Origin of the sequence: Variovorax pasteuri, from assembly GCF_051216435.1 — a bacterium.
Classification (GTDB): domain Bacteria; phylum Pseudomonadota; class Gammaproteobacteria; order Burkholderiales; family Burkholderiaceae_C; genus Variovorax.
Genome location: NZ_JBPJZS010000002.1, coordinates 120,447 through 133,085 on the forward strand (window position 1 = coordinate 120,447; position 12,639 = coordinate 133,085).

The 12,639-nt window shown below is 68.1% G+C and carries 14 protein-coding genes; 7 read left to right on the forward strand and 7 right to left on the reverse strand.

Going from position 1 to position 12,639, the window contains the following annotated elements; all coding sequences use genetic code 11:
• Positions 1-139 precede the first annotated feature (139 nt).
• Both ssuE and ACSFBM_RS07615 read right to left on the reverse strand, forming a co-directional pair.
• Positions 140-724, reverse strand: a complete 585-nt coding sequence (ssuE, locus tag ACSFBM_RS07610) for an NADPH-dependent FMN reductase (protein ID WP_435438219.1) — start codon at positions 722-724, stop codon at positions 140-142.
• A gap of 7 nt (positions 725-731) precedes the next feature.
• Positions 732-1,781 carry a sulfate ABC transporter substrate-binding protein gene (locus tag ACSFBM_RS07615; RefSeq protein WP_435483827.1) on the reverse strand — a complete coding sequence of 350 codons (1,050 nt, stop codon included), beginning with the start codon at positions 1,779-1,781 and terminating at the stop codon, positions 732-734.
• 149 nt (positions 1,782-1,930) lie between these two features.
• Between ACSFBM_RS07615 and ACSFBM_RS07620 the strand changes: the two genes are divergently transcribed.
• Entirely contained in the window at positions 1,931-2,206 is a 276-nt protein-coding gene (locus ACSFBM_RS07620; protein ID WP_435483828.1) for an oxidative damage protection protein, read from the forward strand.
• Positions 2,207-2,220: 14 nt separating this feature from the next.
• Positions 2,221-3,969, forward strand: coding sequence for an FAD-dependent 5-carboxymethylaminomethyl-2-thiouridine(34) oxidoreductase MnmC1 (gene mnmC1, locus ACSFBM_RS07625; RefSeq protein ID WP_435483829.1), 1,749 nt, complete (start codon positions 2,221-2,223; stop codon positions 3,967-3,969).
• 14 nt (positions 3,970-3,983) lie between these two features.
• Here mnmC1 and ACSFBM_RS07630 read toward each other — a convergent pair whose 3' ends face one another.
• Positions 3,984-4,313: an antibiotic biosynthesis monooxygenase family protein gene (locus tag ACSFBM_RS07630; RefSeq protein ID WP_435483830.1), complete on the reverse strand. Its 330-nt coding sequence runs from the start codon at positions 4,311-4,313 to the stop codon at positions 3,984-3,986.
• Between the two features lie 124 nt (positions 4,314-4,437).
• Here ACSFBM_RS07630 and ACSFBM_RS07635 point away from each other — a divergent pair, with 124 nt between their 5' ends.
• Positions 4,438-5,337, forward strand: coding sequence for a transglutaminase family protein (locus ACSFBM_RS07635; RefSeq protein ID WP_435438214.1), 900 nt, complete (start codon positions 4,438-4,440; stop codon positions 5,335-5,337).
• Positions 5,338-5,349: 12 nt separating this feature from the next.
• Here the strand turns inward: ACSFBM_RS07635 and ACSFBM_RS07640 are convergent, their stop codons facing one another.
• The 3 genes from ACSFBM_RS07640 to ACSFBM_RS07650 form a co-directional block, all read right to left on the reverse strand.
• A complete protein-coding gene (locus tag ACSFBM_RS07640; protein WP_435483831.1) occupies positions 5,350-6,294 on the reverse strand; it encodes a crotonase/enoyl-CoA hydratase family protein in 945 nt (314 codons plus the stop codon).
• A 94-nt stretch (positions 6,295-6,388) separates the two neighbouring features.
• Complete coding sequence (locus ACSFBM_RS07645) at positions 6,389-7,882, reverse strand: sensor histidine kinase (RefSeq protein WP_435483832.1); 1,494 nt, start codon at positions 7,880-7,882, stop codon at positions 6,389-6,391.
• Positions 7,879-8,604 carry a response regulator transcription factor gene (locus ACSFBM_RS07650; protein WP_435438211.1) on the reverse strand — a complete coding sequence of 242 codons (726 nt, stop codon included), beginning with the start codon at positions 8,602-8,604 and terminating at the stop codon, positions 7,879-7,881. The genes ACSFBM_RS07645 and ACSFBM_RS07650 overlap by 4 nt, the downstream gene beginning before the upstream one ends.
• A 97-nt stretch (positions 8,605-8,701) precedes the next feature.
• On the opposite strand from ACSFBM_RS07650, the gene ACSFBM_RS07655 reads away from it, so the two are divergent.
• The 4 genes from ACSFBM_RS07655 to msrA all read left to right on the forward strand — a co-directional run bounded on the left by ACSFBM_RS07655 (position 8,702) and on the right by msrA (position 11,320).
• Positions 8,702-9,352 carry a cytochrome b/b6 domain-containing protein gene (locus ACSFBM_RS07655; RefSeq protein ID WP_435483833.1) on the forward strand — a complete coding sequence of 217 codons (651 nt, stop codon included), beginning with the start codon at positions 8,702-8,704 and terminating at the stop codon, positions 9,350-9,352.
• Positions 9,353-9,376: 24 nt separating this feature from the next.
• On the forward strand, positions 9,377-10,168 hold the full coding sequence (locus ACSFBM_RS07660; RefSeq protein ID WP_435483834.1) for a molybdopterin-binding protein: 792 nt from the start codon (positions 9,377-9,379) through the stop codon (positions 10,166-10,168).
• A gap of 114 nt (positions 10,169-10,282) precedes the next feature.
• Positions 10,283-10,519, forward strand: a complete 237-nt coding sequence (locus tag ACSFBM_RS07665) for a pentapeptide MXKDX repeat protein (RefSeq protein WP_435483835.1) — start codon at positions 10,283-10,285, stop codon at positions 10,517-10,519.
• A gap of 99 nt (positions 10,520-10,618) precedes the next feature.
• Entirely contained in the window at positions 10,619-11,320 is a 702-nt protein-coding gene (msrA, locus tag ACSFBM_RS07670; RefSeq protein WP_435483836.1) for a peptide-methionine (S)-S-oxide reductase MsrA, read from the forward strand.
• Between the two features lie 13 nt (positions 11,321-11,333).
• Here the strand turns inward: msrA and ACSFBM_RS07675 are convergent, their stop codons facing one another.
• Positions 11,334-12,632: an acetyl-CoA hydrolase/transferase family protein gene (locus ACSFBM_RS07675; protein WP_435483837.1), complete on the reverse strand. Its 1,299-nt coding sequence runs from the start codon at positions 12,630-12,632 to the stop codon at positions 11,334-11,336.
• Positions 12,633-12,639: the final 7 nt, after the last annotated feature.

The window sequence follows — 12,639 nt, forward strand, 5'->3', positions numbered from 1 at the left end:
CGCAGCGGCCTCGAAGGCAACTCGGAAATCTTGGGTGAAACACCGGGGAACCGGCTTTGCCGGGCCTCTGGTGTGGCCCCCGGGCAGGGGGTTGGCGCGCACTACACGACGCGTGCGCAGCCTGGGGGCGAGCCCTGTGTCAGACGCTACATCGCACGCGCGAGAACGGCACCGACTCGAAGCCGTGCGTGGCGGGCAGCTTCAGGCCTTCGGTGGCGAGCACCTCGACGGCCTCGTTCAGTCGCTCGGCCAGGTCGGGGTTCACCTGGTAGGCGTTCTCGGGCGTCAGCGTGATCTGCGAATCGCTGGCGTACACGCCCGGCAGGATGTGGCGCGCCGACAGCGACTGCAGCACGGGCCGCAGCGCGTAGTCGAGCGCGAGCATGTGGTGCGGGCTGCCGCCGGTGGCCAGCGGCAGCACCGTCTTGCCCTTGAGCGCGTTCTGCGCGAGCAGGTCGAGAAAGACCTTCAGCACGCCGCTGTAGGCCGCCTTGTAGACCGGCGTGGCCACCACGATCGCGCGGGCCTCGGTCACCTTGGCGATCGCGTTCACGATGGCCGGATGGTTCCAATCGGCCAGCAGCAGCGCCTGCGCCGGCAGGTCGCGGATCCAGAGGCGCTCGATGCGCGCGTGGCGGGCCGCCAGCCGCTCGCCCACCGCCTCGAGCAAGGCGGTGGAACGCGAGGGGGCCGAAGGGCTGCCGGCAATCAGGAGAACGGACACGGTGCGCTTACTTCTGCTTGGGGGCGTAGATCTGGTCGAAGGAGCCGCCGTCGGCGAAATGCTCCTTGTCGGCCTTCGCCCAGCCACCGAAGGCCTGGTCGATGGTCACCAGCGTCAGCTTGGGAAACTGCTTGTCGTACTTGGCCTTGGCCTTGTCGGACGTCGGGCGGTAGAAGTTGCGGCCCGCGATGTCCTGGCCTTCGTCGGAGTACAGGTACTTGAGGTATTCCTCGGCCACTTCACGGGTGCCCTTCTTGTCGACGACCTTGTCGACCACCGCCACGCTGGGCTCGGCCAGGATGGAGATGGACGGCACCACGATCTCGAACTTCTCGGGACCGAATTCCTTCAGCGCCAGGAAGGCTTCGTTTTCCCAGGCCAGCAGCACGTCGCCCACGCCGCGTTGCACGAAGGTGATGGTCGAGCCGCGCGCGCCGGTGTCGAGCACGGGCACGTTCTTGAACAGGTTGCCGATGTATTCCTTGGCCTTGGCGTCGCTGCCGTACTTGCGCTTGGCGAATTCCCAAGCGGCCAGGTAGTTCCAGCGGGCGCCGCCCGAGGTCTTGGGGTTGGGGGTGATCACCTGCACGCCGGCCTTGGTGAGGTCGTCCCAGTCCTTCAGGCCCTTGGGGTTGCCCTTCTTCACCAGGAACACGATGGTCGAGGTGTAGGGGGCGGAGTTGTGCGGCAGGCGCTTTTGCCAGTCGGCCTTGACCAGGCCGCCGTGCGTGACGAGCGCATCGACGTCGCCGCCGAGGGCCAGCGTGGCCACATCGGCGTCGATGCCGTCGATGATCGAGCGGGCCTGCTTGCCCGAGCCGCCGTGCGACTGCTTGACGGTCACTTCCTGGCCGGTCTTGGCCTTCCAGTACTTGGCGAAGGCCTGGTTGTAGTCCACGTACAGCTCGCGCGTCGGGTCGTACGACACGTTCAGCAGCGTCACGGGGCCCTTGGCAGCCGCGGCGCCTTGGGCAAACGTCGGCAACGCCGACAGGGCCAAAGCACCGGCCACGCCGGCACCCAGGGAAAGCTTGATAAAGTCGCGGCGAATGCTCATGGTGTCTTGCTCTGAAAAGGCATATCGATGAAGCTGTGTATTCTCAATAAGGCATATAGAAACTGGAACGACCAAGTTCTCAGTTCTAAATAGCTAAATCAACTAAGCACCCGCTTACCCCCCACTTTTCCCGTTCAAAGGCAATCGAAATGGCACGCATGGTTCAGTGCATCAAGCTCGGCAAAGAGGCCGAAGGGCTCGACTTCCCGCCCTACCCAGGCGATCTGGGCAAGCGCCTGTGGGAAAGCGTGAGCAAGGAGGCCTGGGCCGCCTGGCTCAAGCAGCAGACGATGCTGGTCAATGAAAACCGGCTCAACCTGGCCGACCTGCGCGCCCGCCAGTACCTGGCGCGGCAGATGGAAAAGCACTTCTTCGGCGAAGGCGCCGACGTCGTCCAGGGCTACGTGCCGCCCCCGGCCGCCTGAGCACCCTCCCCGCCGTGGCCGCCGAACCGGCGCAGGCGCGCCCTGTGTTCCTGGACGGCTGCGGATTGCCCCAGGCGTGGGCCGGACAGCCGCAATGGCTGATTCTCGAAACCGGCTTCGGGCCGGGCCTCAATTTCCTGACAACGTGGCACGCGTGGCGCTCGGACCCCGAGCGCCCACGCATGCTGCACTTTGTCTGTGTAGAAGCGCGCCCGGTCTCGCCTGACGAGCTGCTGCGCGCCACCCAGGCGCACCCCGAGCTCGCACCTCTTGCCAGCGAGCTGGCCGCGCAATGGCACGGCCTGCTGAGCGGCTTCCACCGGCTGGCGTTCGACGACGGCCATGTGCTGCTGACCCTGTGCATCGGCGATGTGCAGCCGATGCTGCGCGCGCAGCGCTTCGAGGCGGACAGCATCTTCCTCGGCGGCGCTGTCGCGCCGCACGACCCGGCGATGTGGTCGGCCGACACGCTCAAGGCCGTCTCGCGCTTTGCGCGGCAAGGCACGGGCATCGCCACCTGGAACGCTGCACACCCCGTGCGCGACGCGCTCACGCAGGCCGGCTTCACGATCGCCCCGGCGCCCGGCGGCCTGCGCGGCGTGTTCGCCCCCGCCTGGACGGTGCGCCGGCGCGGGCCCGCGCCGCAGCGCATCGAGGCACCGGGCCGCTGTGCCGTCATCGGCGCCGGGCTGGCGGGCGCCGCCGTCGCGGCGAGCCTTGCGCGGCGCGGCTGGCAGGTCACGGTGCTGGACGCCGCGGCGCAGCCGGCCGAAGGCGCGTCCGGGTTGCCGGTGGGCATGCTCGCGCCGCACGTGTCGCCCGACGACGCCTTGCTGTCGCGCCTGACGCGTGCCGGCATCCGCGCCACCTGGGCCGAGCTCACGCGGCTGCTGGAAGAAGGCCGCGACTGGCGCGCCACCGGGGTGCTGGAGCGCCGGCCCGACGGCGATGTGCGCGTGCCCCCCGGCTGGAGCGCCGACGGGCCCAACGAATCGTGGCCTGCGAACGCCGCTCGGCTGGAGGCCGCAGGCCTGCCGGGCGATGCGCCCGCGCTCTGGCATGCGCGCGCGGCCTGGGTGCGGCCGCACCGGCTGATCGCGCAATGGCTGCGTCAGCCCGGCGTGGCGTTTCGTGGCGGTTGCCGCGTGGCGAGCGTGACGCACGACGCGAGCGGCTGGCAGCTGTTCGATTCATCCGGCGAGTTGCTGGCCGACGCGGACCGCGTGGTCGTCTGCGCCGGCTTCGAGTCGGGGCGATTCGCACCGAGTCTCCCGCTTCAGCCGGTGCGCGGCCAGGTCGCCTGGGGCCCGATGACCGAAGGCATGGCCCTGCCCGCCACGCCCATCAACGGCGACGGCCACCTGGTCGCGCAGGTGCCGCATGGCGACGGCACCCCGATATGGCTGGCGGGCGCGACCTTCGACCGGGACAGCACCAGCCTGGCCCCCACCGCGGCGGACGCCGAGGCCAACCGCGAACGCCTGGCGCGGCTGCATCCGGCGGCCGCCTGCGCGCTGGCGCCGGCCTTCGAGCACGCCGAAGTCGACACCTGGGTCGGCATTCGATGCGCCTCGGGCGACCGGCGTCCGCTGGTGGGTGCCATCGATGCGCAGGCCCCGGGCCTGTGGGCCTGCACCGCGCTGGGCTCACGGGGCCTGAGCTTCGCCGCGCTGTGCGCCGAACTGCTGGCCGCGCAATGGCATGGAGAGCCGCTGGCTTTGCCGGCGGCTCTGGCCAAGGCGCTTGGCACGCAAAGGCTCTGAGCGCCCTCCCGAACTCAGGCCACCACCACGGGTGGCAGCAGGTGATCGATCCGCTCGTCCCCGTAAGTGCGCACGACCTGCGAAATCACCACCTTGTACCCATCGAGCCAGTTCGCCTGCCCCGCCTTGGCCTGCTGGTGCACGGGATGCCGGATCAGCGCCTGCAGGCTTTCCAGTGACTCCCAGTAGTAGACGTTCGACACCAGCCCGTTGTCCGCGTTCTCCCAGGTCTCCTCGCCCAGGTAGCCGGGCAGCGATTTCGCGGCTTCGGCGATGGTCTGGTCCAGGCGGTGGAATGCGTCGTCGAATTGCTTCTTGGCGAAGATGAAGGTGGCGGAATACATGGTTCCCTTGCGAATGAAAGGATGAGGGCGAGCGGGCCGGACTGCCGGGCGGGCGGCCGGCGATTGTGCGGCATGCGTGCCCCTATTCCACCGCTTGCCTTGCGCAGGCCCCAGAATGCACCGCATGGCCACCCAGTACGACATCCTGCACACCACCGTCTACCGCTACAACAAGCCGGTCACCTTCGGCCTGCACCGCGTGATGTTCCGCCCGCGCGACAGCCACGACCTGCGTGTGCTGGCCACCGACCTGCAGGTGAGCCCGCAGGCCTTCACCCGGCTCATTCAAGACCCGCACTCCAATTCCGTCGCCCTGGTGCAGCCCATGGGCGAGGCGACCGAGCTGCGCATCGTGTGCTCGTTCACCATCGAGCACGTGCCGGCGCAGCAGGACCAGCTGGCACTCGACCCGGCCGCCGAGTTCCTGCCCTTCGCCTACACGCTGCAGGAGCGCCTCGACCTGGAGCACTACCTGCGCCCGCACCACGAAGACGACAACCAGGGCACGCTCATTCGCTGGGCCCACCAGTTCCTGCACACCGACAAGCCCAACAGCACGCGCGAGGTGCTCACGCGCATGAACGCGCACATCGGCCAGAGCCTCGAGTACAAGGCCCGCGACGAGGAAGGCACGCAGCCGCCGCTGGAAACGCTCGCGCTGGGCAGCGGCAGCTGCCGCGACTACGCGTTGCTGATGATGGAAGCCACGCGCCGCCTGGGCATTGCCACGCGCTTCGTGTCGGGCTACATCTACGACGCCGCGCTCGACAACGCGGCCAACGCCCAGGGCGAATCGATGACCGGTGCCGGCACCACGCACGCCTGGCTGCAGGCCTACCTGCCGGGCGTCGGCTGGCTCGCCTTCGACCCGACCAACAACCTGATGGGCAGCGGGCAGCTCATTCGCGTGGGCGTCTCGCGCGACCCGGCGCAGGCCGCGCCCATCTCAGGCAGCTGGTACGGCGACGCGGAGGCCTACGAAGGCCTTGAGGCCACGGTGGTCGTCACGCGCCGCAAGAACTGACGCGCCCCGGGCTCAACGCCCCGGCGGCACCGCCGCCCGTGCCGCGGCGAGTTTCGCCTCGAGCTGCGCGACGAGCGCCCTCGCCTCGTCGCCTTGCGGAATGTTCCGGCCGCTGTCGCGCCACGCGACGGCGCTCTTGAAGCCCTCTGCCTCCGCCTGCCTGCGGAACCACATGCCCTCCGGGTTGTGGCGCGTGATGCCGTCGAACACGGTGGCGAACATCTGGCTCTGCTCCAGCCCCATCGAATGCCACACTTGGTTGACGACCAGCTTGTGCATCATCAGGTGCGAACGCGGCACGCCCGCGATGCGTTGCGCGAGCTTCAGCGTGGCGTCGTCGAGCTGGTCGGCCGGCACCGAGAGATTGGCCAGCCCCCATTCGGCCGCCTGCGTGCCGGCGATGGTGTCGCCCGTGAACATGAGCTGCTTGGCTCGCATCGCACCGAGCCGGTAAGTCCACATCGCGGTGGTCGGGCAGCCCCACACCCGCGTGGGCATATAGCCGATGCGCGCATCGTCGGCCATGGTCAGCAGGTCGCAGCACAGCGCGATGTCGCTGCCGCCAGCGACCGCGTAGCCGTGCACCTTGGCGATGGTGGGCTTGTGGCAGCGCCACAGGGCCATGAAGTCGTCGGTGTTGCGCTTCATGGCGGCGTAGTCGAGCATCGGATCCCAGGGCGTCTTCTCCTGTCGGCACGGGTGGTCGCCCTGCTCCTCGCGCCCATGGCCTTCGGCATAGTCGCCCAGGTCGTAGCCGGCGCAGAAGGCGCGGCCGGCGCCCTCGACCACGATCACGTGCACCTCGTCGTCGGCCTCGGCCCATTCGACCGCTCGCCGGATCTCCGAAGGCGTTTTCTCTCCAATGGCGTTGAGCTTGTCTGGCCGGTTGAGCACGAGGCGCGCAATGCGCGGGTGCTGCGGGTCCTTGTCGATCAGGACGGTATCGAAGGCTGGCATGGTGGCTTGTCTCCTTGGTGTGTGCGTATCCATCGCGCTGCTTTTCTAGCATCGACCACCGCACGCAGGCAAACCTGCAAACCCCTTCGCCCTCTCAGCCCACCGCTGCCGCACCGCCCAGCTGAAAGCGGAACACCGCGCCCTTGTCCGGCTGCTGCACCAGCCGGATGTCGCTGCCGTGCAGCTGCAGGATGCGCTTGACGATCACCAGGCCCAGCCCGCCGCTGCTGGCGCTGTCGGTGCGCGAGCCGCTCATGAACACGGGGCGCATGAACAGCGCCTTCTGCAGATCGCCGGGAATGCCGGGCCCCGTGTCGCTCACCTGCACCGCGACGCCCGCGTTCTCCTGGCGCAGCTGCACCACGATCTCGCCGCCCGCGGGCGTGTGGCGGATCGCGTTGTCCAGCAGGTTGGTCAGCACGCGCTCGATCATGCCGAGGTCGGCCGACACCACCGGCAGGCCGGGTGCGATGTCGGGCTTCAGGCGCTGGTGGCGCGCCTCGGCCGCCAGCTCGAACTTCTGGAACACGTCCTGCACGAGGTCGGCCAGCGCAAAGTTCTCCTTCTCGGGCTTGACCACGCCGTATTCGAGCCGCGCCAGCTCGAACACTTCCTGCGCCAGGCGGCCGACCTTGCGGCTCTGGCCGAGCGCAATTTCGAGGTAGCGCCGGCGCTCCGCCTCGTCCAGCGTGCCGGCCTTCAGCAGCAGCGTCTCCAGGTAGCCGTGCAGCGACGTGAGCGGCGTGCGCAGGTCGTGGGAAATATTGGCAAACAGCTCGCGGCGCTGCTGGTCCTGCAGCGTGAGCTCGCGCCATTGCTCGGCGATGCGCCGCGTCATCTGCGTGAAGGCCTGGCCGAGTTGCGCGATCTCGTCGGTGCCTTGCGACAGGCGCTCCAGCGTGGGCGTTTCGCTCTCGAGCGAGGCGATGCCTTCGGCCTCGAAGCGCTTCACCGCCGAGGTCAGTTCGCGCAGCGGGCGCGTGATGAGCCGGAACGCCGCCAGGCCGGCCAGCAGCCCGAGCAGCGCCACCAGGCCCGTCGACCAGAGCATGGTGCGCAGCACGTTGTCGGCGGCCGCGTTGGCCACCAGCACGTCGAGGTCTTCGCCCTGCAGCACCACGTACACATAGCCGGCGTCGCGCCCGCCCATGCGCAGCGGCGCCACGCTGAACACCTTCGAGCCGCCGACGCTGCGCGGGTCGTCGCCCGCGATGGGCAGCGGCGCCCCGGCCAGCAAGCGGCGAATCGGCGCCAGTGCGACGCTCTCGCGCTTCAGGTGCCCGGCCGGAGCGGCCTGCGCCTCGATGCGGCCGTCCGGCGCCAGCACGTACACCTCGACGCTGGGGTTGACCGCCATGAGCTTGTCGAACAGGTCTTTCACCGCCGCCTGGTCGAGCCCGCCGGGCTTCATCAGTTCGGTGTTCTCTGCGATATGGGCCGCCAGGCCGCTCGACAGGCGCTGGATCACTTCCTGCTCGTGCAGGCCGCTGGAGCGCACCTGCAGCCACACCGACGCGCCGCAGCACACCAGCAGCAGCACCGCGAACACGGCCGAGAGCCTGCGCGAGAGCGTGGCCCAGGCGTTCACGACACGTCCTCCGCGCTGCCGGTGGCCGAGAGCTTGTAGCCCCGCCCCCACACCGTGAGGATGCGCCGCGGCTCGGCAGGGTCGGCCTCGACCTTGGTGCGCAGCCGGTTGATGTGCGTGTTCACCGTGTGCTCGTAGCCGTCGTGCTGGTAGCCCCACACCTGGTTGAGCAGGTCGAGCCGCGAGAACACCTTGCCGGGGTTGCGCGCAAAGAAGAACAGCAGGTCGAACTCGCGCGGCGTGAGCTCGATGGGCTTGCCGTCCAGGCGCACCTCGCGCGCCAGCGGGTCGATGTCCAGGTTGCCCAGCGTGAGGCTGCCCGACTCCATGCGCGCATTGCGCGCCAGCGCGTCGGTGCGCCGCAGCAGCGCCTTCACGCGCGCCACCAGTTCCAGCACCGAGAAGGGCTTGGCCAGGTAGTCGTCCGCGCCCAGCTCCAGCCCCAGGATGCGGTGCACCTCGCTCGAGCGGGCGCTGATGATGATGATCGGCGTGTAGCGCGTCATGGCGCGGGCGCGGCGGCAGATCTCGAGCCCGTCGACGCCGGGCAGCATCAGGTCGAGCACCAGCGCGTCCCAGTTGCCGCGCTCCAGCTCGCGCAGGCCGGCGTGACCGTCAGCGGCGTGCTCCACCGCATAGCCCTCGTCGCGCAGGTGCATGCGAAGCAGTTCGGCGATGTGGGCGTCGTCCTCGACGATCAGCACGCGTTTGGCGGTGTCCATGGGGCCGATTGTCCTGCGATACGGCCTGCGGAGTTATCACGATTAATTGAACTTTGCGTGATGAATCGGCCATGGGGTGCGCCCAACAATCCGCTCCATGAACAGCACAGCCATCGCCCCTCCTGCCGCACCGGCGGACGCACGGCCCATCCACCCGCTGTGGATGCGCATCACCCACTGGCTCAATGCACTGGCCGTGGTGATCCTGGTGACCAGCGGCTGGCGCATCTACGACGCGGCGCCGTTCTTCCCGTTCACCATCCCCACCGTGATCACCCTCGGCGGCTGGCTCGGCGGTGCGCTGCAGTGGCACTTTGCGGCGATGTGGCTGCTGGTGTTCAACGGCTTCGTGTACCTGGCGGTGAACATCGCCAGCGGCCGGCTGGCCCGCAAGTTCTTCCCGGTGACGCCGCGCGGCGTGCTGCACGACGCGCTGGCCGCGCTCAAGGGCAAGCTCTCGCACGCCGACCCGCGCCGCTACAACAACGTGCAGAAACTGGCCTACCTGTTCGTGATGCTCGACCTGGTCGTCATCGTGCTGTCGGGGCTGGTGCTGTGGAAGTCGGTGCAGTTCGCGGTGCTGCGCGACCTGCTGGGCGGCTACGAATTCGCACGCCGCATCCACTTCTTCGCGATGGCGGCCATCGTGGCCTTTGTCGTCGTCCACCTCGTGATGGTGGCGCTGGTGCCCCGCACGCTGCTCACCATGCTGCGCGGCCGCACGTCACAGCACCTGCCCAAGGCCTGACCCCCGCCCCCCCGGACCCGTCCCATGAAAATCTTCAAAGCCCCCACCCTTGCCGGCGTCGACGGTGACGCCGTGGTCCGCGAAGCCCGCACGCTGATCGCCCGGAAGCTCGACCAGCCCGCGCGCCGCGCCTTCCTGCAGCGATCGTTGACGCTCGGCGGACTGTCGCTGCTGACAGGCTGCAGCATCAGCGACAACACCCAGGTCGAGGCCGCGCTGACGAAGATCTCGCGCTTCAACGACAAGGTGCAGGGCCTGATCTTCAGCCCCACCCAACTGGCACCGACCTACACCGAAGCCGAGATCACCCGCCCCTTTCCCTTCAACGCGTACTACGGCGAAGACGAGGTGCGCGAGGTGGACGAGGCCAGCTACAAGCTCGAAGTGACCGGCATGGTGGCCGACAAGCATGCCTGGACGCTGGCCGAGTTGCGCGCCATGCCGCAGCACGACCAGATCACCCGGCACATCTGCGTGGAAGGCTGGAGCGCCATCGGCAAATGGGGCGGCGTGCGCTTTGCCGACTTTCTGCGCCACATCGGCGCCGACACCACCGCGAAGTACGTGGGCTTCAAGTGCGCCGACGACTACTACACCAGCATCGACATGCCCACCGCGCTGCACCCGCAGACGCTGCTCACGCTGACCTACGACGGCCAGCCCCTGCCGCCCAAGTACGGCTTTCCGATGAAGCTGCGCATGCCGACCAAGCTTGGCTACAAGAACCCGAAGCACATCAAGGCGATGTTCGTCACCAACACCTACACAGGTGGCTACTGGGAAGACCAGGGCTACAACTGGTTCGGAGGGAGCTGAGGGGCTGCCACAGCCGCTCGACTGCCGAAGAAAGCGCGAGGCCGAGTTCAGTGTCACTTCGCTGTAACCAGGCCGATCTTTGAAACGAAATCCAAACACAACCAAGGACTCTCAATGAACAAGCTCACCGCAACCCTGCTCGCAACCTGCATGGCCTTTGCCGGCGCCTCGGCCTTCGCCGCGGACGAAATGGCCAAGGACGGCATGAAGAAAGATTCGATGGCAAAGGACTCCATGTCGAAGGACAGCATGAAGAAGGACTCCATGGCCAAGGATTCGATGGCCAAGGACGCCATGGGCAAGGACGCCATGAAGAAAGACAGCATGGGCAAGGACGAGATGAAGAAGTAAGCGCCCTTCCGACCGCCGCAAACCGCCATTGACGCCCGGCAGATTCGGCGTCAATGTCGCGAGAACCCGCTTTCCACTGCCCTCCCAAGGAACTCTCCCATGAAATCCATCGCACTCACTGCCGGCACGCTGGCCGCCGCCGCCCTGGTGTGGCACGCGGTGCCCTCCTTCGCCGAAACCGCGCGACGCGTGCCCGCCCCCACCGCCGACCTGACGGCACCGGCCACCGCCAGGACCGAAACCGCTGTGTTCGCAGGCGGCTGCTTCTGGGGCGTGCAGGGCGTGTTCCAGCGCGTCAAGGGCGTGAGCAACGCCGTGTCGGGCTACGCCGGGGGCGACGCCAAGACGGCGCGCTACGACGAAGTGGGCTCGGGCCGCACCGGCCATGCCGAATCGGTGCGCATCACCTACGACCCGCAGCAGGTCAGCTACGGCAAGCTGCTGCAGATCTATTTCTCGGTGGCGCACGACCCCACCGAGCTGAACCGCCAGGGCCCCGACAGCGGCACGCAGTACCGCTCCACCGTGTTCGCCGAGAACGCCGAGCAGGCCCGCATCGCCAAGGACTACATCGCGCAGCTGAACCAGGCCAAGACCTTCGGCAAGCCCCTGGCGACCACCGTCGAAATGGCCAAGCCCTTCTATGCGGCCGAGGACTACCACCAGGACTACCTCACGCTGCACCCGAGCCAGCCCTACATCGCGATCAACGACATGCCCAAGATCGACGACCTGAAGAAGCTGTTTCCCGAGAGCTACAAGGCGACGCCTTCGCTGGTGAAGGCGGCCAAGGCCGGTTGACCGACCGGCAGGCCTAGAGCAGCTTCAGCCGCTGCGCCTGCTCCGTCAGCTCGGCCCGGAAGGCCGGGTGCGCGATGCCGATCAGCTCGCGCGCGCGCTGCTTGGCCGACTTGCCGCGCAGCTGCGCCACACCGTACTCGGTGACCACATAGTTGATGTCGTTCTTGCTCGTGCTCACGTGCGTGCCGGGCGACAGCGAGGGCACGATGCGCGAGATGGTGTCGTCCTTGGCCGTCGAGGGCAGCACGATGAAAGCCTTGCCGCCGCGCGAGCGGTTGGCCGCGCGCACGAAGTCCGACTGCCCGCCCGTGCCCGAGTACGGCGCATACCCCAGGCTCTCGGAGCCGCACTGCCCCAGCAGGTCGATCTGCATGGTCGCGTTGATGGCGATGAGGTTGTCGTTCATCCCCGCCAGCGCCGGGTCGTTGGTGAAATTGACCGGGTGCATTTCGAGCGCCGGGTTGCGGTCCATGAAGCGGTAGAGCTTGCCGGAGCCCAGCGCGAAGGTGGCGATCGACTTGCCCGGCAGGTAGTTCTTGCGCCGGTTGGTGACCGCGCCGCTCTCCACCAGCGTGAGGATGCCGTCGCCGATCATCTCGGTGTGAATGCCCAGGTCCTGCTTGCCCGTGAGCTGCATCACCACCGCGTCGGGAATGCCGCCGTAGCCGATCTGCAGCGTGGAGCCGTCGTCGATCAGGTCGGCCACGTACTTGCCGATGGCTTCCTGCACCACGCCGATCTTGGGCAGCCCGACCTCCATCACCGGCGCCTCGTTTTCCACCAGCGCAGCCACCTGCGAGATGTGCACATGGCAGGCGCCGCAGGCAAAGGGCACGTTCGGGTTCACCTCCAGCACCACGGCGCGGGCGCGGGCGACAGCGGCCATCGTGTAGTCGGCGCCCAGGCTCAGGGCGAAGTAGCCGTGCGCGTCCATCGGCGAGGCCATGCTGAAGACCACGTCGGCCGGTATCTGCCCTCGCTCGATCTGCGCGGGAATCTCCGAGAAGTAGTTCGGCAGGAAGTCGATCCAGCCCGCCTGGCCGCCCGCGCGCGTGGCGCCGCCGAAGAACAGCGCCACATGGCGCACATGCTCGACGGTCTCGGGGTCGATGTAGGCGTACTTGCGCATCGCCAGGATCTGCGCCACCTTCACGTCGCGAAAGTCGCGCCGCTGCTCCGACAGCGCCGTGAGCAGCGTGGGCGGCTCGCCGACACCGGTGGGCACGACGATCATGTCGCCGTTGCGCACCTGGCGCACGGCATCGGCGGGAGCGGCCAGCTTCTGGCGGTACAGGTCCTGGGGCGTGGTCATGCGCGGT

Coding starts and splice junctions, on each gene's coding strand:
- ACSFBM_RS07660 (WP_435483834.1), top strand. CDS start 9,377: ATGAAAATCTTCAAAGCCCCCACCCTTGCCGGCGTCGACGGTGACGCC.
- msrA (WP_435483836.1), top strand. CDS start 10,619: ATGAAATCCATCGCACTCACTGCCGGCACGCTGGCCGCCGCCGCCCTG.
- ACSFBM_RS07615 (WP_435483827.1), bottom strand. CDS start 1,781: ATGAGCATTCGCCGCGACTTTATCAAGCTTTCCCTGGGTGCCGGCGTG.
- ACSFBM_RS07650 (WP_435438211.1), bottom strand. CDS start 8,604: ATGGACACCGCCAAACGCGTGCTGATCGTCGAGGACGACGCCCACATC.
- ACSFBM_RS07665 (WP_435483835.1), top strand. CDS start 10,283: ATGAACAAGCTCACCGCAACCCTGCTCGCAACCTGCATGGCCTTTGCC.
- ACSFBM_RS07630 (WP_435483830.1), bottom strand. CDS start 4,313: ATGTATTCCGCCACCTTCATCTTCGCCAAGAAGCAATTCGACGACGCA.
- ACSFBM_RS07655 (WP_435483833.1), top strand. CDS start 8,702: ATGAACAGCACAGCCATCGCCCCTCCTGCCGCACCGGCGGACGCACGG.
- ACSFBM_RS07635 (WP_435438214.1), top strand. CDS start 4,438: ATGGCCACCCAGTACGACATCCTGCACACCACCGTCTACCGCTACAAC.
- ACSFBM_RS07620 (WP_435483828.1), top strand. CDS start 1,931: ATGGCACGCATGGTTCAGTGCATCAAGCTCGGCAAAGAGGCCGAAGGG.
- ACSFBM_RS07675 (WP_435483837.1), bottom strand. CDS start 12,632: ATGACCACGCCCCAGGACCTGTACCGCCAGAAGCTGGCCGCTCCCGCC.
- ACSFBM_RS07640 (WP_435483831.1), bottom strand. CDS start 6,294: ATGCCAGCCTTCGATACCGTCCTGATCGACAAGGACCCGCAGCACCCG.